Source organism: Pantoea sp. PNT03 (genome assembly GCF_014852515.1).
Classification (GTDB): Bacteria; Pseudomonadota; Gammaproteobacteria; order Enterobacterales; family Enterobacteriaceae; genus Pantoea; species Pantoea leporis.
Map to the genome: position 1 here is coordinate 1,577,458 of NZ_JACVBT010000001.1, position 21,687 is coordinate 1,599,144.

Genomic DNA, 21,687 nt, shown 5'->3' on the forward strand with positions numbered 1-21,687 from the left:
GCGATCAGGCTTCGTCGCGCATCAGTTGATCGACGGCATCCACCACATCCTGCACGGTACGCACCGCGCGGAAGGTTTCCGGTTTGATCTTACGGCCAGTACGCTTTTGCAGATGCACCACCATATCGACCGCATCGATGCTATCCAGCTCGAGGTCTTCATACAGGCGGGCGTCCGGACGAATATCATCCGGCTCAATTTCAAACAGCGAGGTGAGCAGCGAAGCCACTTCCTGGTAAATTTCGTTTTTGTTCATCATGTTGACTGCTCTCAGGCTTGCTGTTGTTCAACAAACGCGGCCAGTGTAGCCACGGAAAAAAAGTGCGCGCGCAGCGTTTCACTCTCGGCGGAGAGCTGTACGCCGAAGCGATTTTTCACCGCCAGTCCCAGCTCCAGCGCATCGATTGAATCGAGGCCCAGCCCCTCGCCAAACAGCGGTGCGTCGGTTTCGATGTCGTCAGGGCTGATATCTTCCAGATTCAGCGTGTCGATAATCATCTGTTTGATGTCGTTAATCAGTACTTGCATAACTTAGTTGGTCTCTTCAGGCACCAGCGCCTGTTGCAGATGACGCGTCAGACGACGTGCGGCCAGCGGCTGCGAATCCTCTTCGGCCTCACTAAAGGCGTGGCTGGCAATACGCGATTGTACGCGTACAGTAAAAATCGGTTTAACCAGCGGAATCTGATACCAGCGGCTTTGCTTATCGAGCATGCGCTCGGTGCAGCTGATGTGCACCACACGCAAATCGCAGCCCGCGCGCACCGCAATGTTGGCGGCACCGCGCTGCAGCTTCAGCGGCTCGCCATAACGTGTGCGCGTGCCTTCCGGGAAAATCAGAATGGTATCGCCGCGCGCCAGTCGCTGCTGGCTGTCTGGCAGCAGCGTATCGGCTTCGCTGTTAATCAGGTAATCGGCGGCGCGAATCACGCCACGGAAGAAAATGTTGTGCTGCAGCTCGGCTTTCACCAGGCAATCCATCTCCGGCAGCACCGACGCGATCATCACGTAATCGATCAGTGACGGATGGTTGGCGACGATCAGGCAGCCGCGATCCTGACGCAGCTGTTCTGCGCCGATGATTTGGTAATCGTAAACCCCGACAAAGCGGCAGAAACGCAGGAAGCAGCGGAAGCTCCAGGCGATGCTGCTGCGGGCGATATGGCGACGGCGCAGGCCATCACGCTGCACCAGTAACAGCAGATTGAACCAAATCAGCGACAGTAGCAGGCCGCCCACGCTGAACAGCGTAAAGCTGACGGCGGTCATCACCAGCCGCCAGTAATAGTTGAAACCGGGACGCGCCTCGGTCAGCGAATTATCCACCATGCAGACGCTCCCAGTGCCACTGATGGCGCTCGCCGGCCACGCTAAAACGTGGCGTGTTGTGCAGCATCGCCGCCAGAAATTGCAGACTTTGCGGCAGAGGGTTGTGCAGCTCAGCGGGTTTGCCGGCCTGCGCTTCGCAACGCCATGCCTCGCCTGCGCGTAGCAGCAGCGCTACCGCGTACGGCGCATTAAAGCGATCGATTTCCGGTAGCCATGGACGGTAGTAATCCGGCACCACGCCGTCAAAATCCACCAGCAGCACCTGCGCGTAACCCGCCTGATGCAGCGCCGCCACTTCTATCAATCCTTGCTGGAAGCTATCAATACCGGCCGAAACCGAGGATGAAACCAACGGCTGACGCGCGGCGATGGTCAAACTGCCCACCGCTGAGTTGTGAACCGACATGGCGAAATCGGTGGGCGACAGCGCTTGCTGTTCCGCCAGCGCGGTGAGAATGCGCAGATTACGCTCCAGTTCGCCGTGGCGACTGGTGAAGACGATGGCGTCCACGCTGTGCCGCGCCAATAACGCCAGCCCGCATTCAACCGCAGCACGGCTGCCGGCGCTGAGACGACGCGCGGTCATCATCGGCAAAAATTGGGGTTTCGCGATAGGTTGCGTGGCATCTAACGCCGGTGCCTGTTGCGCCCAACGTTGCCACTCTTCTGCGGTGCTGTTGCCCGGCGCGATGGCGTGCCAGTCAACAAGGGAGTAAGCGAGTTTCATACCTGTATTCTTTCTTCAGCCTCAGGGATGGTCCGGTTTTCGCTGCGCGGCATCCCTTCCTTGCTCTCTATACCCGTCATCCCATGCGGATGTCGCCGATTAACAAGGCGGGCACGTGGCCCGCCTGTTTCTATTTCGGCAGCGTTACGGCTAACTTTACAACATTATGTCAGCAATCACGCTTCGCGCTTATTTAGCGGCTTCAACCGCCAGTCGCGTCTGGATGCCCTGGCTCAGGTTCTGAATCCAGCGGTTATAGTTGCGGTGAATCTGACCGCTGCCTGCTTTCAGATTCTGGCTGCTGACATACTGGATTTGATAACTGTTCGCGGTGTAGTTCACGCGAATATCCGCGGTATGTCCGCGCTCGGCCAGGTGACCATTCATCACGCCTGGACCCGCTGGCGTCATCACCCAATGGTTAGCGGCGCCCGCCTGGACGATAGCTTGCTTCATTTGCTCATCCGAGTAGCTCTGACCCACGGTCTGGCTAACATTCTGGATCGGCGCGGTACGCGGCGCACAGCCGGTTAACAGGACCGCAGTAACTAACAACGCAAAACCGATTTTTTTATTCATCATTTCCTTTTCTTCCCCTGTCTTTGCATGCCGCTTAAGTGAGCGACCGCGCTGGTAAACTTACCAACACTGTTCCGTTCAGACTGTGTAAAGCGGGCGGATAATAACATTATTTGTAAAGACAAGTAAAAAGAAGCATGAATGACTTTAGAATCGTTTACTGCCGATTTAAAACCAGACGCAGGCCGTTTTACGGCGGAATTTCTACCGAAAAATGGCCTTGCGACATGATGTTTAACCCTGCCAGCCGCCGCCGAGCGAACGATATAGATCGATTTGCGCTAACAGCAGCGTATTTTTTACTGACACGATATTCAGCTGAGTGCTGAACAGCGTGCGCTGGGCGTCCAGCTCATCCAGATAAGAGGCGTAACCATTTTGGTAACGGTTGTGGGCAATGCGATACGCTTCCGCCACATAACTCTCCTGTTTCTGCAACTCCGCCAGCTGCTCCTCGCTACGGCGAATGGCATCCAGCGCGTTATCCACGTCGGAGAAGGCGTTACGCACCACTTTTTCATAACCGTACAGCGCCTGATTACGCGTCGCCATCGCCACATCCACCTGAGCAGTTAGCGCTTCGCGATTTAACAGCGGAGCCAGAATGCTGCCGCCGATGCTCCACAGGCGGAACGGATTATCCAGCAGCTGATGCAGTTCGCTGCTTTGCAAGGTGCCGCTGGCGGTGAGATTAAGCGACGGCAACAGTTTGGCCTGGGTTGACGCCAGTGACGCGTCGGCGGCCAGCAGCTGGCGCTGCGCCTGAACAATATCGGGACGACGATTCAGCAGTTGTGAAGGTAGCAGCGATGGCAGGGTTTGCGGCTTGATGTGGTCGAACTGGCTGCTGCGCGCAATTTGGCGCGGGTTCATGCCCACCAACACGCTAAGCGCGTTCTCCTGCTGCTCGATCTGATGCTGCAACTGCGGGATCTGCGCTTTGGCGGTTTGATATTCCGAGGCGGCCTGCATCCATTCAAGGCGCGAGGTGTAGCCGGTTTCAAACTGGCGCTGAGCCAGGTTGAGCGAGTTTTTGCGCGTCGCCAGCGTTGCCTGGGTTACGCGCAGCTGTTCATCCAGCGCACACAAGCTGAGATAGCCCGATGCCACCGAACTGGCGACGGTGAGCTCAGCGGCAGAAGCGGCAGCACGCTGCGCATCCAGCGAAGCTTCCGCAGCGCGAATGCTGTTGCTGCGGCTGCCCCATAAATCCACCTCGTAGTTAGCCTGCAGCAATCCCTGAAATACCGCGTTTTCATACGGCTGACCGGTGGCCGCCGACAGCGCACGCTGATGCGTAGCCGCCACGCCCGCCGACAGCGTTGGGAAATTATCGCCCTGCGCGGCACGCAACTCGGCACGGTATTGATCCACGCGCGAACGCGCGGTGAGGACATCGCTGTTGTGCTGCAGCGCCTGCGTGACGAGGCGATTAAGATTGGCATCGCCAAAATTCTGCCACCATTGCGCCTCCGGCAGCGCATGCGGGCCCACCTGCTGACGCCAGCTCTCAGGAATCGGCAACGATGAGGGCGCTTTTTCCACTTGCGTTGCACAGCCGCTCACCATCCATGCCACACAGGTGGCTAACAATAAGCGCCTCATGGCGCATCCTTGTGCGGCTCTGCGGCGGTATCAATGCTCACTTCCACTGACATGCCCGGACGCAGTGCTTGCAGATCGTCATTCAAAATTTTGATGCGCACCGGAATGCGCTGGGCAATTTTCACAAAGTTGCCGGTGGCGTTATCCGGCGAGATAGCACTGAATTCGGAACCGGCGGCAGGCGAAATAAACTCGACGCGGCCATCGTAGTGCTTACCGTCCAGCGCATCGACACGGATATTCACCGGCAAGCCAGGACGCACGCGCGCCAGTTGAGTTTCCTTGAAATTCGCGATGATCCATTTGTTTTCTGGCACCACCGATGTCAAACGCGTGCTGGCGGTCACATAGCTGCCTTTGCGCACCGACAGCTGACCGAGCTGGCCGCTGTCTGGCGCGATGATGCGCGTATTCGCCAGGTCGATATTTGCCAACTCCAGCGCCGCCTGCGCACTGGCAACATCGCCTTGCAGTGACGCGCGATTCACCACCACGGTTTGCAGATTCTGTTGTGAAACGGCCACCTGCGCATCCGCCTGACGCAACTGCGCCTGCGCCTGGGCATTTGCCGCGCGCGCGGCGTCGCGCTCACGTACCGACAGCGAGCCATCAGCCGCCAGATTCTCAACGCGCTTGAGATCGAGGCTGCTTTTCAGCGCCTGCGCTTTGGCATTTTCCAGCGCCGCTTTATTGCTGAGAATATTGGCTTCGGCACTTTTACGTTGCTGCTGGTTGTTGTTCTGCGCGGCGATTTTCATATCCAGCTGCGCCTGCGCCTGATGCACGCGCTGACGATAGATACGATCGTCGATGGTCATCAGCAGCTGGCCTTTGGTCACCGGCTGCAAATCCACCACGTTCACTTCGGTCAGATAGCCATTCACCTGCGGGCTGATAAAGGTTACCTGGCCGCGCACGTAGGCGTTTTCCGTGGACTGAACGGTGCTGGTGAACGGCCACAGCTGCCAGGCATAGAGAATCACCAGCACGCCGACGATAACAATGCCGCTGCCAGCAGCGATGGAAAGAATGCGTCGGCGGTTGGTGCGCTCGCGCTCCGCCGCCTGAATGTCGTCCTGTTGGCTCATGAATTCTCCGTCGGGGTTACTGGTTGTGCCGCATTCATTTTAGTCTGACGCCAGTTGATATAGCGTAAGCGCGTCAGGCGATACAGCACCCAGATTAAGGTGATGAAAGCCAGCGCGGCGGTAAGAAGATAAGTATCGTTATAGGCCAGCACGTTGGCTTGCAGCGTCGCCACCGTTTGCAGCTGGCTGCTGCTTTGCGCGCTGAGCAGCACGCTATCCGGCAACTGGCTGCTAAACAGCGAGCTGTACTGGCTAAGGCGTTCGGTCACGTTGGGATCCAGCTGCGACAGCTGATCGCCCAGCAGGCTGGAGTGGTATTTTTCGCGCCACGTCTGGAACGTGCCGAGAATGGCCGCGCCAATCAGGCCGCCTAAGTTCTGGCTCATGCCGAACAGCACCGAGAAGCTGACCAGGTTTTTCGGTTGCGTCACCACGCCGCCAATCCCCAGCAGCATGGCAGGCCCGAGGAAGAAGGCGCTGCCGAAACCGAGCAGAAACTGGCTAAAGTAGAGATTGTGGGCACGCGTCAGCGGGTTGGATTGCGCATCCATCAGCGAGGCGACGATCATCACCACCAGCGACACGACAATTGGCCAGCTCAGATGCGTAGGTTTGATGGTTAATGCGCTGGCGATCATGCCGCAAATCACCCCGGCAATGATCGCTAACGCCAGACCGCGCATCTGATCGTTGAGTAAGCCGAGTTGCTGCAGGAAACCGACCGCGCCGGTGTTTTGCTCGGCCAGCAGAATACGCATCATGATCATCACAATGCCCAGCCGCACAATCGTGCCGTTGCTGAGCCAGCGGGTATTCAGCAACGGATTCTTACGATTGTGCTCGACGACAATCGCCGCCACGATCAACACCAACGCCAGCGCCAATGCCACACCGAGCCACGGCGTGCTGAACCACCATTCGATGCGGCCCAGCGACAGCACCGCGCACAGCAGCGCCATGCCCGGCGCCATCAACATGAAGGTGAGGAAATCCATCTTTTCAAAGGCTTTGATGCGGTCGCCGGGCGGCAGTTTCACCACCAGCACGCAGCCCAGCGAGATCATCGCCAGACCGAGTTCAAACAGGTATAAACCGCGCCACTCTTGCAGCTGCAGCAGTTCGGTGGAGAACAATCGTGCCAGCGGAATCGCCAGCTGCGATGCGGTGATGCCAATCACCAGGGCTTTAAGCCGATGCTTCGCCGGCCAGGCCTGAATCTGGTAATAGATGCCGAGCGAACTGAGCGCCGCGCCGACCATGCCGTGCGCGGTGCGGACAATGATCGCCGAGCTGAGATCGTTAGCCAGCAGGTGGAAAAATGCCACGATCACATATAGCACCAGAAACGCTTCGGTGAACAGCCGCAGACCAAACTGCTGGCGGAACTTCACCAGCAGCAGGTTGATGGAGATGTTGCCCATCACATATACCGCGGGCAGCCAGGCGATCTCATTGCTGTAAGCGCCGAAGGTGCCTTGCAGATTGGTGAGGTTGGCAGAGACCAGCGCGTTACTCAGCGCGCCGGTAATCGAGATCAATAAGCCTATGATGCCAAATGCGATGCGCTTCGAAGGCGAATGCAGCGGCGTTGAGGGCGAACCCGGCAGCATCGGCTTCTCATGCGGCAGCCATTCGCGCGGAGCATAAGGATTACGTTTTGCCACCGTTAAACGCTTCCCAGACGCGCGAGCAGCTGTTGCAGCACCTGTTCCGTTATCGCCAGCGAGGCAGGATCGATATCCGCCAGCAACTGTGCACGTAGCGCATCGGCCTGCGTTTTCACTTCGGCAAAGGCCACGCTGCCCTGCTCAGTCAGAATCAGCAGGCGTTTGCGGCGATCTTCCGGCGGCTGCACGCGCGCCAATAGCTGCTGCTTCACCAGACGATCCACCAGCGGCACGACGCTGGCCTCTTCCAGACCAAGCAACTGCGCCAGCGCTTTTTGTGTTGGCGGCTCGGCGGCGGTGGCAACGCTGGCAATCGCCATCCAGCTGCTCATGCTCAATCCGCTCTCTTTGAGGCGACGATCAACAGCCAAACGCCACGCGTGCGCGGTGAGATGCAGCAAACGAGAAAAGGGTTGGGGATAGTCGCTCAAAACGTAGTGGCCTAATGGTTAGGTATCTAACTAAACGGGAGCGTTATTATAAGGTAAGCCGCTCGCCAATGAAAATTTTGCTTACACCTGCAAACGTAGTTGGCAGCACAAAAAATCTCCAGCTTTCTTTATCAGTTGTACAACTCACCGAAAATTTGGCGGTTTGGGCTTATTCTTGTATAGCTTTTAGAAAACATTACAAATCATAAGTAACTGTTAAATAAGGACTAGCACAAATTGCTTAAAATCCAGGTTGTACAAGTTGCGCCGGATTGTATAAGTTTACGTCCCGTGAGCCAGGAGATGGCTCCGTAACGAATGATGCACTTTGCGTCGCCTCTGAAGGTGTTGTGGATTTCCACCTTCAGAGGTGTCTTTTTGCGTTGGTTGATGAGTTGGGTGTTGCGCGCCTGTCCGCGTGCAAATTTTTTCATCATGGAGCTGAAGGCACATTGCCATCAGGCCGATCTTAAGGGCTTCACATATGCAAAACGCCGCACACAGTAGCGCTGCCATCGCTGACTATTTCAAACTGGCCGGTAACAGCGACAGCAGTGAAATGGAAGTTTTCGGGCAGATCATCGCCGAAATCCTGCAAGCCGGTATGCCGGTTTCTAATAAAGCGATTATTGCTTCGCTGATTAACCGTCTTGAGATGGAAAGCGATGTGATTCAGCTGGATATTTATCGCCATCTGCTTGAATTGGTTGTGAATAAAACACCTGACGATCTTGCGGTCTAAAGCCGGATTCCAGGGATGGAATCACCCTCACCTGCCCCAACGCGCTAGCGTCTCACCTTATTGCCCGGTAACATCCCTTTTCGGAAAATCCTAACTGGTTACTGCCGTACCGCGACGGTATGCGCACAATAATAAAAGAGCCTGCACAATCTATGAGTCAACCAACTGAGCGCACCACTGCGGTGGAGAGCGATATCACCGTGGGGCGCGTTTTACGTTCGCCTGCCCTGCTAACCCGCGAGTGTCTGGCCGGCATTATTACCGCGCTGGCGCTGATCCCGGAAGTTATCTCCTTCTCCGTGATTGCCGGTGTCGATCCTAAAGTCAGCCTTGTGGCCTCGGTGGTGCTGTGCCTGACGCTGTCGATTCTGGGCGGTCGTCCGGCGATGGTCACCGCAGCGGCCGGTTCGGTGGCGCTGGTGATCGGCCCAATGGTGCATGCGCACGGCGTTGAATACATCCTGCCGGCGGTGATTATGGGCGGCATTATCCAGATTATCTTTGGGCTCGCTGGGTTGTCGCGCATGATGCGCTATATCCCACGTTCGGTGATGATCGGCTTCGTTAACGCCCTCGGCATCCTGATCTTCTTTGCGCAGGTCCCGCACGTTTGGGGACAATCCGCGTTGGTGTGGGTGCTATTCGCCGTTACGCTGGCCATCGTGCTGCTGCTACCGAAAATGCTGAAAAGCGTCCCTTCACCGCTGGTGGCGATTGTGGTGGTGACGGCGGTGGCGTTGCTGCTTGGCTATCGCGTACCGAACGTGGGCGACGAAGGGCCAATGACCGCCGGTCTGCCAGGCTTCACGACGCTGCTGGTCCCAATCAATCTGCACACGCTGCAAATCATCTGGCCCACCGCCTTGAGCATCGCCTTTGTGGGTTTGATGGAATCGTTGCTGACCGCCAAACTGGTGGATGACATTACCGATACGCCTTCCGCTAAACGCCGCGAATCCTGGGCGCTGGGCGTCGGCAATATTCTTGCGGGCTTCTATGGCGGCATCGCCGGTTGCGCGATGATTGGCCAAACCATCGTTAACGTCGAGCTGGGCAAAGCACGTACGCGTGTTTCTACGGTCGCGGCGGGTATCGTGCTGCTGTTATTAGTGACCGGACTGAGCCAGATTATGGCGCAGATCCCGATGGTAGTACTGGCGGGCATTATGATGGTGGTAGCGGTGAAAACCGTGAACTGGCACAGTCTGCAACCGGCAACGCTGAAACGCATGCCGTGGTCGGAAACCTTTGTGATGGTGCTGACGGTTGCTGTCACCGTGTGGACCGGCAACCTGGCGATTGGCGTGCTGGTTGGTGTGATTCTGGCGATGATGCTGTTCGCACGCCGCATCGCTCACGTGATTCACGCTGAACGCCAGCTGAGCGAGGATGGCCAACAGGTCAATTACACCGTGCGCGGCCCGCTGTTCTTTGGTAGCAGCAATGATTTGTTTGAACACTTCAATTACGGCCACGATCCAAAAACTGTCACCATCGATTTGACGCATGCGCAGATTTGGGACGCTTCCAGCGTGGCGGCCCTTGATGCTATCGAATATCGCTATCAGCGCCATGGAGCGAACGTCACCTTTATCGGGCTGGATAACCGCAGCAGCGATTTCCGCGAGCGGCTGAGTGGCAATCTGGGATAGAAATATTAGGATTGAGACGAAAAACGCCGGAAATCCGGCGTTTTTTATGGTTACTGCCGCGCTTCGCTTGCGAAATTTGCTGTCACTGACTTTGCTTAGCTCATGGTCAATCCTTTGATCTCTTTGGGATTGGTTACTCAATCGCTTAATTATAAGGAGCAGCAGATGAACGTTTTAGCAAAAGCAGCATTGGTGACGTTAACCTTGGTATCGCTGGCGGGTTGTATGCACAAGAGTGATGCGGTCGGCAACGATGGGCGCCCACATGCGCCAAGTAACCAACCGGTGCCGGGTGCCAGCGAAGGTGCAGGTCCGGTGGGACAACCGCAATCGTAATGACTTGCCCGGCTTTGCCGGGTTTTTTATTGGCGATGAGGTAAGGACAAAAACAAAAAAACCGCCCTTAGGCGGTTACGACATTACTGCTTATTGCTTTATTTTATTCGTTTTATCGACTGCAAATATGGTGCCCGGGGCGGGACTTGAACCCGCACAGCCATAAGCCGAGGGATTTTAAATCCCTTGTGTCTACCGATTTCACCACCCGGGCAGGGTGTAAATTGGAGGCGCGTCCCGGAGTCGAACCGAGGTAGACGGATTTGCAATCCGTTGCATGGCCACTCTGCCAACGCGCCTTTAATCTGATATGTAATTCGTTGAATACGAACCACTAAATTTGGAGCGGGAAACGAGACTCGAACTCGCGACCCCGACCTTGGCAAGGTCGTGCTCTACCAACTGAGCTATTCCCGCATAACCATCGTATTTGAGTTTGCCACTGCGTTGGCTGCCTTCACTCACCCAGGTCACTTACCAATGTAAGCTCCCAGGGATTCGTTCAGTTGCCGCCTTGTTGCCAACTCAACTACTCGGTTCTGGTATTTCTTCATCGAACTTGCTGATTTTGTTCAGCTTCTTGCAGGCTTGCTGCCGTTCGATGCGATGCATTCTACTTATCTGACGCAGTGAGTCAACAGAATTATCCACACACTGCGTCCGTTTGCTGCTTTTTAAATCGCATCGATCAGCTATCGAGCAAATCGCCGCGCGCTGCGCTTAAATACTGGAACATTGACCAGAACGTCAGCACGGCTGCGATGTACAGTGCGACCACACCCACGCCAACCACCGTGGCTTCTGGACGCCACAGCAGGGCAAACAGCGAGAACATCTGCGCTGTGGTTTTCACCTTGCCGATCCACGACACCGCCACGCTGCTGCGTTTGCCGATCTCCGCCATCCACTCACGCAGCGCAGAGATAATGATTTCACGCGCGATCATCGTTGCCGCAGGCAGCGTAATCCACCACGCGTGGAAATGCTCCGCCACCAGCACCAGCGCAATCGCCACCAGCACTTTATCCGCAACCGGATCGAGGAACGCGCCAAAACGCGTGGTCTGCTTCCAGCGACGCGCTAAAAAACCATCAAACCAGTCAGTAACCGCAGCAATCACAAAGATCAGTGCAGTAGCAAAGGGAGCCCATTGAAATGGCAGGTAAAACGCCAGGACAAAGAAGGGAATAAGTACGACTCGAAACAGGGTAAGACACGTCGGAATGTTAAATTGCATATGCCAGTAACTGTCTGGTGTGAGTAGGGTTTCATGTATGTTGCTACATTGCCCCCCCTCTTTCAACGTTAGTGTTTCAGTGAGTAGTAGATTTTTTCCGCCAGCGCGGTGGAAATTCCCGGCACTTTAGCAATCTCGTCGACGCTGGCATTCATCAGCGGTTGCAGGCCACCCATATACTTGAGCAGCTGCTGGCGCCGTTTGGGCCCCACGCCTTCAATACTTTCCAACGCGCTGGTGTTCTTCACTTTGGCGCGTTTTTTCCGGTGACCTGAAATCGCATGATTGTGAGAGTCATCACGAATATGCTGAATCACATGCAGCGCAGGCGAGTCCGGCGGTAAGGAAACGCCCTCACCTTCCGCTTCAAAGAACAGCGTTTCCAGCCCGGCTTTACGATCGCTACCCTTCGCCACGCCGAGTAAAATCGGACGATCTTTATCCCAGGGTACATTCAACTCGGCGAAAACCTGTTTCGCCTGCGCTAACTGACCTTTACCGCCGTCGATGATGATCACGTCGGGGATTTTGTCCTCTTCCAGCGCTTTGCCGTAACGACGGCGCAGCACCTGATTCATCGCCGCGTAATCATCGCCCGGCGTGATGCCCTCAATGTTGTAGCGACGGTAATCCGAACGCAGCGGACCATCACGGTTGAACACCACGCACGACGCAATGGTCTGCTCGCCCATGGTGTGACTGATGTCAAAGCACTCCATGCGATGAATGGTGTCGAGCTCAAGGAACGTCGCCAGCGCCGCCAGACGCTGCTGAATGGTCGAATGCTGCGACAGCTTGGTAGTCAGTGCCGTTGCCGCATTGGTGCGCGCCAGTTTCAGGTAGCGTGCACGGTCACCACGCGGCTTACTTTGAATGTTCACTTTACGTCCCGCCAGCGCGCTCAGCGATTCCGCCAGCAGCTCACGTTCCGGTAGTGTAAAGTCCAGCAGAATTTCCGCCGGCAAAGTGCGCGCTTCACTGCCTTGCAGATAGAACTGCCCGACAAAGGTTTGTACCACTTCGGTCAGTTCGGTATCGGCAGGTACTTTTGGGAAGTAGCTGCGGCTGCCGAGCACTTTGCCCTGACGGATAAACAGCACGTGCAAGCAAGCCATGCCAGCATCAAAGGCCACGCCCATCACATCCAGGTCTTCACCCTGATTGGAGACAAATTGCCGCTCGGTTACGCGTCTTACCGCTTGAATCTGGTCGCGTAAAATCCCGGCCTCTTCAAAACGCAGTTCCTCACTGGCATTTTCCATGCGCTTGACCAGCTGATTAATCACCTGATCATCTTTCCCCGCGAGGAACAAACGCACGTAATCGGTTTGCTGCGCATACTCCTCTTCGCTAACCAAGCCGGAAACGCAGGGTCCAAGGCAGCGGCCAATTTGATACTGCAAACACGGGCGCGAGCGGTTGCGATACACGCTGTTTTCACACTGGCGAATCGGGAATACCTTTTGCAGCAGCGCGAGGGTTTCACGTACCGCATAGCCGTTCGGAAACGGGCCAAAGTATTCGCCTTTGGCGTGCTTCGCGCCACGGTGCATCGCCAGACGCGGATGGCTATCGCCACTGAGGAAAATGTAAGGATAGGATTTGTCATCGCGCAGCAGCACGTTATAGCGCGGCTGGTAGAGCTTGATGTAGTTATGCTCCAGCAGCAGCGCTTCCGTTTCGGTGTGCGTCACGGTGACGTCGATGTTCTGAATGTTGCTGACCAGCACTTCAGTTTTGCGACTGCCCACCTGCGTACGGAAGTAGCTGGTCAGGCGCTTTTTGAGGTCTTTGGCTTTACCAACATAGATCACCGTGCCGGTCGCATCGTACATACGGTAGACGCCGGGTTGGCTGGTCACGGTGCTGAGAAAGGCTTTGGAATCGAAAACGTCACTCACTACTGATTAATGGCTCCGCATTGAACAAGCCATGTCGAATGGCCAAATGCGTTAACTCGACGTCGCCACTGATATTCAACTTGCTGAACATGCGATAGCGGTAACTGTTAACGGTTTTCGGGCTGAGACTGAGTTGTTCGGAAATTTCCGTCACTTTCTGCCCGCGTGTGATCATCAGCATAATCTGCAATTCCCTTTCCGACAAACAGCTGAAGGGGGATTCGGCTTTTTGCGGTTCGATCTGGCTAAGTGCCATTTGCTGAGCAATATCCGAAGCGATATAGCGTTGCCCTGAATGCACCGAGCGAATCGCACTCACCACTTCCTGCGGCGCGGCGCCTTTACTGAGATAACCCGCTGCGCCCGCCTGCATTACCTTCGCCGGCAGTGGATTTTCGGTATGAATGGTGAGCATGATGATGCGGATATCCGGGTTAAAGCGCACAATTTTGCGTGTCGCTTCCAGGCCGCCAATACCGGGCATGTTCATGTCCATCAGCACTACGTCAACCGGATTGCTGCGGCACCATTTCACGGCGTCTTCACCGCACGCCGCTTCACCCGCAATAACGAGTCCTTTCATATCTTCCAGAATGCGGCGAATACCGGCGCGTACCAGTTCATGGTCATCAACAAGAAGCAGGCTGATCAACGGGACGTACTCCGCAGGTTAAGAAAGGGAAATATATTTCAGAACGGTCATCTTACCGGTTTTCAGGTGGAAAAAACATCTACAGTCACAGATAAATCTCAAATGAACTGATGCAAATCAATAACATTTCTTTGATCCAGCTTTTACTGCACAGGGCAATAAGATGCAAAATTAGATAAGTTAAATTGTTATTAATATCATTAAGTTATAATTTATAGCTCGATTTTATTGTCGCATTCCGATCGCCTGGTAAATAACAGCTAAACGCCAATTCTGGTTGCTGACAAATAGCGCAATGCGCAATTAAAAAGCGGTCTGACTTTTACCGCCTCGCTTCATTAAAATTCATCTGAAAACCCTATGATATACTCTCTTTCTTACGCACAGGAAGAATGTGTCAACATTGAGTAACACCCCCAAGGAGTCAATTATGAGTGATGAAGATTTCGCAACTTCACGAGACACGCAGGCGCTGGCCGACGAAGTCGCCTGTCTGAAAATGATGGTGACGCTGATTCTGAAAGGAATGGGTCAAGCCGATGCCGGTAAGGTGATCATCAACATGGAGCGTTATGTGCAAGCTTCGTTAGGCGATAAGCCGCAGGCGGAAGTGTTTAATAATACAATTCGTCAGATCAAAACCGCTTACCGTCAATAAGCGATATGCCCCGCGCGAAATGCGCGGGGTATCTAGCTGTGTGATTGCCAGTTTACTGAAACACCCAGCGACGGCAGCACCTCTTCCGGGCTAAAGCGTCGTGTACCCCGATATTTCTCCGCCAGCGCCGGTTGATCAACCGGAATGCGAATGGCAAACAGATTGTCTTCAGATTGGATCAAGCCCGGTGAGAGCGGCTCGTAGACTACCTGATGCTGTTCGAACATCTTCTCAAGCATTGGCGTCGCCGAACTGATCAAATACTCCATGCCGCTCAGTTCTGCTAATTGCACCGAGTGCCACAAAATACTCAGCGGTAGCTCCGCGTCCACTTCAAGGCGCGCCGAGAAGCGCGACATTTCCCATACCTTTTCCTGATCGAAAGGCAGAACAAAACCTTCCGGCACCTCAGGTTCATGCCACGGCAACAGACGTGCGCAGCCGCAAATACCCTGACGAGCGTTCCAGGCAATCAACCAGGTGACATCCGAACGATCAAAACGATCGTACTCTTGCCCTGGCGTACTCAATCGCGGTGGAATCGACCACCCTTCGCCGCGCGCAAACACGCTATAGCGATACGTTCCCAGTTCTGCCAACAGTGAGGACGGCATATCCTTAAGCTGTGTTTGAATTACTTTCATCATGCGCCTCTGACATCCCCATGTATGCAATGATTTCTTTGAGCCAGCCTGGCAACGTTGCGCGCAGGGTAGACAACTGACACGGGAGAAGGAACTACTAAAATTAGTAGTTGCTTTTTCGCTATATCAGGCCAACCGCAGCGGCATAACAGGCAATCTGCGTTTTATTGGAAACATTAAAACGCTTTTGCATATTCTTTTGGTGAAAATTCACCGTATGTTCAGATATGGCTAAAATAAGTGAAATTTCCGCCGACGTTTTTCCTTCCGCCGTCCATTTCAGGATTTCTAATTCACGCTGACTAAAATCGTTAGATAAAACGACCATAGAATCGTCATTCAAACGCTCCAACACGCGCAAACTCAGTTCCGCCAGAAGATGCAGTTTCACCTCAAGCTCTATGCGCAAGTGTTGGGTCTTACTGTGAAGTGTCGATGCAATAGATAATATACCAATGGTACGATTTGGTGCCATTGCTGAGCAGGAAAAGCCGCTCATTAATCCCGCAGCGTTGGCTTCTGCCCACAAATTACCCGCACCGGTAAATAAATCGCGCGTCCATTCAACACCCCGTCCCGGCCGCTGACAGAGTAATAGCACCGGATCGACCTTATAATAGTTCTCGCTTTCGTAGCGTTTTACCCAGCCTTCCGGGTATGTACTGAACAAAAACAAACGCGGCCGGGTAAAGGGCACCGGATGCTGAACCAAAAAAGCGAAGTAATCGAAACCCAGCTTTTCAATCTGCTGTTGCAACAGGGATTTCAATTGCGTCACTTGCGTTAGCGCCAGAAATTCATTTTCCATTTCGCCTCGCCAGACGAAATAATTATCGGTCGTCATTATTGCCTTAGCGCTGTTTCACGCTTTTACATTCTGAAATTAGTGCGTGTTAACGCAAAAAATAAATTAGCCAGACAAAAAATATTGATTGAAAAAGGAGCAAATTTGCCAGCAGCTAGCATAACTCTTCTACTGTCAATGCGTTAACGTAATGGAGATGTGTAAGTTCACGTTAATTGTTAACAGGTTCACAACTTTAATTCCTCAGCAGATTAGAATAGGATTTTTCTGAAGTAGTTTCAATCATCCAGTTGATTGAAAATGATCGTTAGATTGATAAATTTTTAGCATCGTCATTAACTAAAATTATTGATGCAAAAAGCAGATTGTTTTGCTGTGAAAGGGGTTTGTACGGTGAATGAGTTTTGACTTAATGTTAATCCCACCTATTTCTGCGGTTAAGATAATACATTAAGTAATGATGTGATTTCTCTCACGCTGATTAACGGCTACGCTTAATGCTAGCGGAGTGAAAAGATGCATTGGAAGACAGTGCTGCAGTAAGGCTCAGGCGCATTGTCGCATTGTCGCATGTTGGTGGGAAACTTAGCGGAACTGACTATGTTGAACCAGTTTGCATTACCTTTCCTTGTTCTGGGCGTCTGCACTGCCCTGATGATTTTAAAAGATCTTTTTCGCCATCCACATCCGGTGGCGGTGATGAATATCATTTGGCCATTAACCGGTTTGTATATGCCTTTTATTGGCTGGATCGTCTGGTGGTACTTAGGCCGTAAACCATCACAACAGCAAAAACTTGCGCTGTTGGTTCCACAAAAAATACGCAGTAACGCCAGCTGGCAAACTATATTTATTTCCACGTCATTATCCGCAGCGGCTTGTATATTTGGCGATATAATGACAATCCCGATAGTCACTTTACTAAAACAATTTGCCATTAATCCGACGATAGGCATGCAGGCGCTTATTTGCGTTATCGCTTCATTGTTTATGGGATTACTTTTTCAATTTCTGGCGATTCGCCAACGTGAAAAACATTCATTTGGCAGCGCATTATATTTGGCGCTGAAAACCGAAATTTTCCCCCTGCTGATTTTTCAGTTAGGTATTTTTATCTTTATGGCGTTGGCCCTAAAGTTTGTGCTGAACGAGCAGGTCAATCCGCTGCTGGCGGCATTCTGGTTTATGCTGCAACTGGCCATAATGATTGGCTTTATTTTCTCATGGCCGGCTAATCATTTCCTGATAAAACGTGGGCTTAATCCAGCGGTATAGCTAACGGCAGTAACCCGAACCGCGCATGCCAAGATGAAAATGGCTGGCATGCGCGGCGTTATAATCGGGCCCCAGCGCATTACCGAACGTCGCACAGCCGTTACGCCACAGCGCATGCAGCCCAGCCGCCGCATCCTCTGGCTGTTGCCAGTTTTTTCCTACCTGCAACCAACGCCCATTTGCCAGCTGAAATCCGGTAATATCCCAGGCATCGGCGCTGGCGTGCTCACTCAAACGCCCTTCCTGACGATGATAAATATTGCGACAGGCGTAGCTGCCAACATGGGCAATGCGTTTCAGCGGACTGTTAAAACCGGCCTGACGTAATGCGCTGTCGCTGTTAATCACAAACATGGTGCTGGCCACCGCCATCGGACAGCTGGCGAGAAAACTGCTGCTCAGCGTGACGTCACCGTAGCCGCTGATACGTAGCGGCTGCTCAATCGGGCAATTCCCTTGCATAGGCGGCACGGCACGAAACTGCACCAACCGCTGTTCACTGGCTTGCCGCATCACCGCCAGGCAGGCAGCCGGATCGCCACTCAGCTTTTTTAGCTTGTAACGCGTCATCCAACCGGGCGGATCGGTAACGTTGAGCGGTGTAAAGGGGTTCCACTGAGGCGGCAGATGCGTTTTCAACCACGGCAAACTAAACCAGCCGCATACAGCCAACAACGCGACGGCGAACAGAGCGCGCACAATGCCTCACTTTTCCTGATGAAATGAACTAACAAGCGTAGAAGTCATGTGCGCGGAAAGTGACGTAAATCGCTTAATTGTTGAAGATTTACGCAAAATGACTGCGCTTTAAACTCTGTAAATAATTACTGACAGAGCAAAGCACGTAAAAGGTCACAAAGGGGGAAAAACCATTACCGAAACGGGTTGGCTTTCCACTATCTTATGCCACTTGCCTGGACAAAGGCTCATAACGAATGCCCTAAATAATGTGAGCCGCAGGAAGGCGGCAAGTGTGTGAATCATTGGGAGCTTAATTTAGTCAGTTCCTGGGGTGAACACGCGTAGCCAACGCATCTGCGGCTTGAAGTATGACGGGCAAAACAGCCAATAGAGCTGACACAACATCTCGACAGGAAAGAAAAATTTATGGTTGATCAATCAAAAGAGGCGCTCGCTACGGCCGAACAGCCGGATAAACTCCAGCGTAACCTGCATAATCGTCACATTCAGTTGATTGCTATCGGTGGCGCCATCGGCACCGGGTTGTTTATGGGTTCGGGTAAAACCATCAGCCTCGCGGGCCCGTCGATCATTTTCGTCTACATGATCATTGGCTTTATGCTGTTCTTCGTCATGCGCGCCATGGGCGAACTACTGTTGTCCAACCTCGAATACAAATCCTTTAGCGATTTCGCTGCCGATTTACTCGGTCCGTGGGCGGGCTATTTTACCGGCTGGACGTACTGGTTCTGTTGGGTGGTGACCGGCATTGCCGACGTGGTGGCCATCAGCGCCTATTTCCAGCTGTGGTTCCCGGACTTCTCCATCTGGATGAGCGCCCTGCTGTGCGTCTTTGTCTTCCTGGCATTGAATATCGCTACGGTGAAGCTGTTTGGTGAGATGGAGTTCTGGTTCGCGATTATCAAAATCGTCGCCATTGTGGCGCTGATCATCACCGGCATTGTGCTGGTGAGCATGCATTATCCGTCGCCGAACGGTGGCACCGCGTCCCTGAGCAACATCTGGGATCACGGCGGCATGTTCCCGAAAGGCTTGAGCGGCTTCTTTGCTGGCTTCCAGATTGCGGTTTTCGCCTTTGTCGGCATTGAGCTGGTCGGCACCGCGGCAGCAGAAACCAAAGATCCGCACAAAGTTTTGCCGCGTGCAATTAACGCCATTCCGCTGCGCATTATTATGTTTTACGTGCTGGCGCTGATGGTGATCATGGCGGTGACGCCGTGGAATCAGGTGCTGGCGAATCGCAGCCCGTTCGTTGAGATGTTTGTGCTGATCGGCTTGCCTGCCGCCGCCAGCATCGTCAACTTCGTGGTGCTGACCTCCGCCGCCTCGTCCGCCAATAGCGGTATCTTCTCCACCAGCCGCATGTTGTTCGGCCTGGCGGAACAAGGCGTAGCGCATAAAGCCTTTGGTCGCCTCTCGGCGCGTGCGGTGCCAACCACCGGCCTGTTCTTCTCTTGTCTGTGTCTGCTGGCGGGCGTGGCGCTGATCTACCTGATTCCGGATGTGATGACGGTGTTCACCATGGTCACTACGGTGTCGGCGATTCTATTTATGTTCGTCTGGACCATCATCCTGTGCAGCTATCTGGCGTATCGTAAGCAGCATCCACAGCGTCATGCTGAATCGAAGTTCAAAATGCCGCTGGGCAAGTTTATGTGCTGGGTATGCATGGCGTTCTTCGCCTTTGTGCTGGTGCTGCTGACGCTGCAGGAAGATACCCGTCAGGCGCTGATGGTCACGCCGCTGTGGTTTGTGATGCTGACCATGGGCTGGTTGTTACGTCGTCGTAAAGCCTGATTTATCACGGCTACGTTAAGGCTGCCTTTTGAAAGAAAGTGCAGCCTTTTTCTTTTTTGACAGAAAGCGCACCTCATCAGCAAACGCGCTTCACCACGAAGTCACAATCTCTCCCGCAGCTTACGCCACGCCTCACCCAATGCAGGACGCACCAAAGGTTCACGCTGCGGTGCTAGCTCCGGCGACTGCGGCGATCCCAGATTGAAGGTAAAGGTGTAATCCGGCTCTTCCCCCATCCGCAAATCGCTGATCAACGTGCGATCGCCCTCCTGCTTCATTGCGTAAAACCCATGACTAAACCACGCTACACGCTCGGCGTGCCATTGCCCTTTGAACGGCGCAAACAGCGCGGGTTGACGATCGTGCCAGCTTATCTGCAGCGAACGCCCCGGTGACAACAGCGACCAATAGGCTTCGCCGTAACGCTCTGGCGTCATGATCACCGTGCGCCACACCAGCGTATTAAACGCGGTTGGCGTCACCAGTAGTTGCTCCGGTTGCACTGATTGCTGCGCCAGCGCTTGCTCAATGTGTTGCGTCGCCATGCTCTGTGCCACCATGCTCCAGCCGAGATAAAGCGTACTCACCAATAATCCCGCCTGATTCCAGCGCAAGCCCACAGCATCGCGTCGCCACAGGGCGACGAGCAGCGCAATCAGCAACGGCAAGGTATACAACGGATCGATGATATACATGCTGCCAATGGCATAAGGGAAATCGGTGAGCGGCAGGCCCAGCTGCGTACCGTAAACGGTGGTAAGATCCAGCAGCGGATGCGTTACCAGCGCCAGCCACGTCGCCAGCGTCCAGCCGCGCCAGTGCGCGCGACTGCGTGTCGCACCGGCCACCAGCCAGCCGAGCAGCGGTGCAATTAAGGTGAGGATTATCAGCGCATGACTTTCGGTGCGATGCAGCGTCATATTGCGAATGGCATCGCCGTGATCGATAAACACGTCGAGATCCGGCAAGGTGCCCGCCACCGCGCCCACCAGCGCCGCTTGCCACAGCGGGACGCGCTTGCCCATCACCGCAACGGTGACCGCCGCGCCTAATGTCAGTTGTGATAACGAATCCATGCACTCTCCTTGAAAACGCGGGATCAGCGCACGCGAATCCCTTCAATTATCATGCGCTGCACGTTTTCCAGCGTCTGTTCAAAAAACGCCGCATCGTTCAACGTCTGGCCGGTAATCGCTTCCACCTGTGAGGCGAAATCCGCATAGTGCTGCGTAGTCGCCCATAGCAGGAAAAACAGGTGCTGCGGCTGCACGCCCGCCAACCGACCTTCGGCGATCCACTGTTCGATAATCGCCGCTTTCTCATCCACCAGCGCTTTTAAATCACCGGCCAGTTCACCTTTCAGCAGCGGCGCGCCCTGCAACATCTCAAGGCAGAACAACCGTGAAGCTTGCGGATGATCGCGCGAGACTTCCAGCTTAAGGCGAATGTATTGACGTATCGCGGTCAGCGGATCGTGATCGTGCTGCAGCGCGCGCAGCGGCGCCAGCCACACATCAAGAATCTCTTTTAAAACCGCCACATACAGCACTTCTTTCGACGGATAGTAATACAGCAAATTGGTTTTGGAGACGTCGGCGCGCTCCGCCACTTTATCCAGGCTGGTGCCGTGAATACCGTATTGCGAGAAGAAGGTTAACGCCGCTTCCAGAATGGCTGCCCGCTTTGCGGCGACCGCTCGCGAACGGCGTCCCGGTTTTTTTTCATCGCTTTTCACACTGTTACCTCTTCCGTCCTGCATCAACGCATCATAACAAAGGCCTTCTTTCCTGCCTAATCGCCCGCCTGCACCTTTTTTGACCACGCAGCGCATGAAAAACGTGCAGAACGTTTTGACCAAAC

General features: G+C 54.1%; 23 protein-coding genes and 3 tRNA genes. 6 read left to right on the top strand and 20 right to left on the bottom strand.

Features of this window, described 5'->3' with window-relative positions; genetic code table 11:
• Positions 1-4 precede the first annotated feature (4 nt).
• From IB226_RS07415 to IB226_RS07455, 9 genes are all read right to left on the bottom strand, one after another.
• Positions 5-259: an acyl carrier protein gene (locus IB226_RS07415; protein ID WP_101760886.1), complete on the bottom strand. Its 255-nt coding sequence runs from the start codon at positions 257-259 to the stop codon at positions 5-7.
• An 11-nt stretch (positions 260-270) separates the two neighbouring features.
• Positions 271-528 (bottom strand): phosphopantetheine-binding protein, encoded by a 258-nt coding sequence (locus tag IB226_RS07420; RefSeq protein ID WP_007887282.1) that lies wholly within the window; start codon positions 526-528, stop codon positions 271-273.
• A 3-nt stretch (positions 529-531) separates the two neighbouring features.
• Positions 532-1,329 (bottom strand): 1-acyl-sn-glycerol-3-phosphate acyltransferase, encoded by a 798-nt coding sequence (locus tag IB226_RS07425; protein ID WP_110865892.1) that lies wholly within the window; start codon positions 1,327-1,329, stop codon positions 532-534.
• A complete protein-coding gene (locus tag IB226_RS07430; RefSeq protein WP_137385538.1) occupies positions 1,319-2,056 on the bottom strand; it encodes a beta-ketoacyl synthase chain length factor in 738 nt (245 codons plus the stop codon). Before IB226_RS07430 ends, IB226_RS07425 begins: the two co-directional genes overlap by 11 nt.
• A 189-nt stretch (positions 2,057-2,245) precedes the next feature.
• On the bottom strand, positions 2,246-2,635 hold the full coding sequence (locus tag IB226_RS07435; RefSeq protein ID WP_167391170.1) for a hypothetical protein: 390 nt from the start codon (positions 2,633-2,635) through the stop codon (positions 2,246-2,248).
• Between the two features lie 234 nt (positions 2,636-2,869).
• Complete coding sequence (locus IB226_RS07440) at positions 2,870-4,240, bottom strand: efflux transporter outer membrane subunit (RefSeq protein WP_101760890.1); 1,371 nt, start codon at positions 4,238-4,240, stop codon at positions 2,870-2,872.
• Complete coding sequence (locus tag IB226_RS07445; RefSeq protein WP_192234342.1) at positions 4,237-5,328, bottom strand: HlyD family secretion protein; 1,092 nt, start codon at positions 5,326-5,328, stop codon at positions 4,237-4,239. Before IB226_RS07445 ends, IB226_RS07440 begins: the two co-directional genes overlap by 4 nt.
• The gene (locus IB226_RS07450) at positions 5,325-6,992 is read right to left on the bottom strand and encodes an MFS transporter (RefSeq protein ID WP_101760892.1); all 1,668 of its coding nucleotides are present in this window, start codon (positions 6,990-6,992) and stop codon (positions 5,325-5,327) included. The genes IB226_RS07445 and IB226_RS07450 overlap by 4 nt, the downstream gene beginning before the upstream one ends.
• 2 nt (positions 6,993-6,994) lie before the next feature.
• Positions 6,995-7,426 (bottom strand): MarR family winged helix-turn-helix transcriptional regulator, encoded by a 432-nt coding sequence (locus IB226_RS07455; RefSeq protein ID WP_101760893.1) that lies wholly within the window; start codon positions 7,424-7,426, stop codon positions 6,995-6,997.
• A 484-nt stretch (positions 7,427-7,910) separates the two neighbouring features.
• Between IB226_RS07455 and IB226_RS07460 the strand changes: the two genes are divergently transcribed.
• The 3 genes from IB226_RS07460 to IB226_RS07470 all read left to right on the top strand — a co-directional run bounded on the left by IB226_RS07460 (position 7,911) and on the right by IB226_RS07470 (position 10,156).
• The gene (locus IB226_RS07460; protein WP_101760894.1) at positions 7,911-8,168 is read left to right on the top strand and encodes a biofilm/acid-resistance regulator YmgB/AriR; all 258 of its coding nucleotides are present in this window, start codon (positions 7,911-7,913) and stop codon (positions 8,166-8,168) included.
• A 152-nt stretch (positions 8,169-8,320) separates the two neighbouring features.
• Positions 8,321-9,820 carry a SulP family inorganic anion transporter gene (locus IB226_RS07465; RefSeq protein ID WP_192234344.1) on the top strand — a complete coding sequence of 500 codons (1,500 nt, stop codon included), beginning with the start codon at positions 8,321-8,323 and terminating at the stop codon, positions 9,818-9,820.
• 165 nt (positions 9,821-9,985) lie between these two features.
• Positions 9,986-10,156 (top strand): hypothetical protein, encoded by a 171-nt coding sequence (locus IB226_RS07470; protein ID WP_167391169.1) that lies wholly within the window; start codon positions 9,986-9,988, stop codon positions 10,154-10,156.
• A gap of 128 nt (positions 10,157-10,284) precedes the next feature.
• Here IB226_RS07470 and IB226_RS07475 read toward each other — a convergent pair.
• The 6 genes from IB226_RS07475 to uvrY all read right to left on the bottom strand — a co-directional run bounded on the left by IB226_RS07475 (position 10,285) and on the right by uvrY (position 13,946).
• Positions 10,285-10,370, bottom strand: a tRNA-Leu gene (locus tag IB226_RS07475).
• 11 nt (positions 10,371-10,381) lie between these two features.
• A tRNA-Cys gene (locus IB226_RS07480) sits at positions 10,382-10,455 on the bottom strand.
• A gap of 42 nt (positions 10,456-10,497) precedes the next feature.
• Positions 10,498-10,573 (bottom strand) — tRNA-Gly (locus tag IB226_RS07485).
• A gap of 271 nt (positions 10,574-10,844) precedes the next feature.
• Entirely contained in the window at positions 10,845-11,393 is a 549-nt protein-coding gene (gene pgsA / locus IB226_RS07490; RefSeq protein ID WP_008102316.1) for a CDP-diacylglycerol--glycerol-3-phosphate 3-phosphatidyltransferase, read from the bottom strand.
• Positions 11,394-11,461: 68 nt separating this feature from the next.
• The gene (gene uvrC / locus IB226_RS07495; protein WP_192234346.1) at positions 11,462-13,294 is read right to left on the bottom strand and encodes an excinuclease ABC subunit UvrC; all 1,833 of its coding nucleotides are present in this window, start codon (positions 13,292-13,294) and stop codon (positions 11,462-11,464) included.
• Complete coding sequence (gene uvrY, locus IB226_RS07500; RefSeq protein WP_008102320.1) at positions 13,287-13,946, bottom strand: UvrY/SirA/GacA family response regulator transcription factor; 660 nt, start codon at positions 13,944-13,946, stop codon at positions 13,287-13,289. Before uvrY ends, uvrC begins: the two co-directional genes overlap by 8 nt.
• 430 nt (positions 13,947-14,376) lie before the next feature.
• Between uvrY and IB226_RS07505 the strand changes: the two genes are divergently transcribed.
• Positions 14,377-14,604 carry a DUF2594 family protein gene (locus IB226_RS07505; RefSeq protein WP_007887303.1) on the top strand — a complete coding sequence of 76 codons (228 nt, stop codon included), beginning with the start codon at positions 14,377-14,379 and terminating at the stop codon, positions 14,602-14,604.
• Between the two features lie 32 nt (positions 14,605-14,636).
• Here IB226_RS07505 and IB226_RS07510 read toward each other — a convergent pair whose 3' ends face one another.
• Positions 14,637-15,248 carry an acyl-homoserine-lactone synthase gene (locus IB226_RS07510; protein ID WP_008102322.1) on the bottom strand — a complete coding sequence of 204 codons (612 nt, stop codon included), beginning with the start codon at positions 15,246-15,248 and terminating at the stop codon, positions 14,637-14,639.
• A gap of 121 nt (positions 15,249-15,369) precedes the next feature.
• Entirely contained in the window at positions 15,370-16,092 is a 723-nt protein-coding gene (gene sdiA, locus IB226_RS07515; RefSeq protein WP_101760898.1) for a transcriptional regulator SdiA, read from the bottom strand.
• A gap of 561 nt (positions 16,093-16,653) precedes the next feature.
• Between sdiA and IB226_RS07520 the strand changes: the two genes are divergently transcribed.
• The gene (locus IB226_RS07520; protein WP_192234348.1) at positions 16,654-17,328 is read left to right on the top strand and encodes a DUF4396 domain-containing protein; all 675 of its coding nucleotides are present in this window, start codon (positions 16,654-16,656) and stop codon (positions 17,326-17,328) included.
• On the opposite strand, the gene IB226_RS07525 is transcribed toward IB226_RS07520, so the two are convergent.
• Positions 17,329-18,027, bottom strand: coding sequence for an extensin family protein (locus tag IB226_RS07525; RefSeq protein ID WP_101760900.1), 699 nt, complete (start codon positions 18,025-18,027; stop codon positions 17,329-17,331).
• A gap of 408 nt (positions 18,028-18,435) precedes the next feature.
• Here IB226_RS07525 and cycA point away from each other — a divergent pair, with 408 nt between their 5' ends.
• Entirely contained in the window at positions 18,436-19,827 is a 1,392-nt protein-coding gene (gene cycA, locus IB226_RS07530) for a D-serine/D-alanine/glycine transporter (protein WP_101760901.1), read from the top strand.
• Positions 19,828-19,928: 101 nt separating this feature from the next.
• On the opposite strand, the gene IB226_RS07535 is transcribed toward cycA, so the two are convergent.
• Complete coding sequence (locus tag IB226_RS07535) at positions 19,929-20,903, bottom strand: metal-dependent hydrolase (RefSeq protein ID WP_192234350.1); 975 nt, start codon at positions 20,901-20,903, stop codon at positions 19,929-19,931.
• Between the two features lie 23 nt (positions 20,904-20,926).
• The gene (gene rutR / locus IB226_RS07540; RefSeq protein WP_110865882.1) at positions 20,927-21,562 is read right to left on the bottom strand and encodes an HTH-type transcriptional regulator RutR; all 636 of its coding nucleotides are present in this window, start codon (positions 21,560-21,562) and stop codon (positions 20,927-20,929) included.
• Between the last annotated feature and the right edge of the window lie 125 nt (positions 21,563-21,687).

What these genes read in the sequence shown, in the direction of transcription:
- IB226_RS07425 (WP_110865892.1), bottom strand. Translation starts at nt 1,329, where the DNA reads ATGGTGGATAATTCGCTGACCGAGGCGCGTCCCGGTTTCAACTATTAC.
- IB226_RS07440 (WP_101760890.1), bottom strand. Translation starts at nt 4,240, where the DNA reads ATGAGGCGCTTATTGTTAGCCACCTGTGTGGCATGGATGGTGAGCGGC.
- IB226_RS07430 (WP_137385538.1), bottom strand. Translation starts at nt 2,056, where the DNA reads ATGAAACTCGCTTACTCCCTTGTTGACTGGCACGCCATCGCGCCGGGC.
- IB226_RS07460 (WP_101760894.1), top strand. Translation starts at nt 7,911, where the DNA reads ATGCAAAACGCCGCACACAGTAGCGCTGCCATCGCTGACTATTTCAAA.
- IB226_RS07435 (WP_167391170.1), bottom strand. Translation starts at nt 2,635, where the DNA reads ATGAATAAAAAAATCGGTTTTGCGTTGTTAGTTACTGCGGTCCTGTTA.
- sdiA (WP_101760898.1), bottom strand. Translation starts at nt 16,092, where the DNA reads ATGACGACCGATAATTATTTCGTCTGGCGAGGCGAAATGGAAAATGAA.
- IB226_RS07420 (WP_007887282.1), bottom strand. Translation starts at nt 528, where the DNA reads ATGCAAGTACTGATTAACGACATCAAACAGATGATTATCGACACGCTG.
- cycA (WP_101760901.1), top strand. Translation starts at nt 18,436, where the DNA reads ATGGTTGATCAATCAAAAGAGGCGCTCGCTACGGCCGAACAGCCGGAT.
- IB226_RS07415 (WP_101760886.1), bottom strand. Translation starts at nt 259, where the DNA reads ATGATGAACAAAAACGAAATTTACCAGGAAGTGGCTTCGCTGCTCACC.
- IB226_RS07465 (WP_192234344.1), top strand. Translation starts at nt 8,321, where the DNA reads ATGAGTCAACCAACTGAGCGCACCACTGCGGTGGAGAGCGATATCACC.
- IB226_RS07535 (WP_192234350.1), bottom strand. Translation starts at nt 20,903, where the DNA reads ATGGATTCGTTATCACAACTGACATTAGGCGCGGCGGTCACCGTTGCG.
- IB226_RS07470 (WP_167391169.1), top strand. Translation starts at nt 9,986, where the DNA reads ATGAACGTTTTAGCAAAAGCAGCATTGGTGACGTTAACCTTGGTATCG.
- IB226_RS07445 (WP_192234342.1), bottom strand. Translation starts at nt 5,328, where the DNA reads ATGAGCCAACAGGACGACATTCAGGCGGCGGAGCGCGAGCGCACCAAC.
- IB226_RS07520 (WP_192234348.1), top strand. Translation starts at nt 16,654, where the DNA reads ATGTTGAACCAGTTTGCATTACCTTTCCTTGTTCTGGGCGTCTGCACT.
- pgsA (WP_008102316.1), bottom strand. Translation starts at nt 11,393, where the DNA reads ATGCAATTTAACATTCCGACGTGTCTTACCCTGTTTCGAGTCGTACTT.
- IB226_RS07510 (WP_008102322.1), bottom strand. Translation starts at nt 15,248, where the DNA reads ATGAAAGTAATTCAAACACAGCTTAAGGATATGCCGTCCTCACTGTTG.
- IB226_RS07505 (WP_007887303.1), top strand. Translation starts at nt 14,377, where the DNA reads ATGAGTGATGAAGATTTCGCAACTTCACGAGACACGCAGGCGCTGGCC.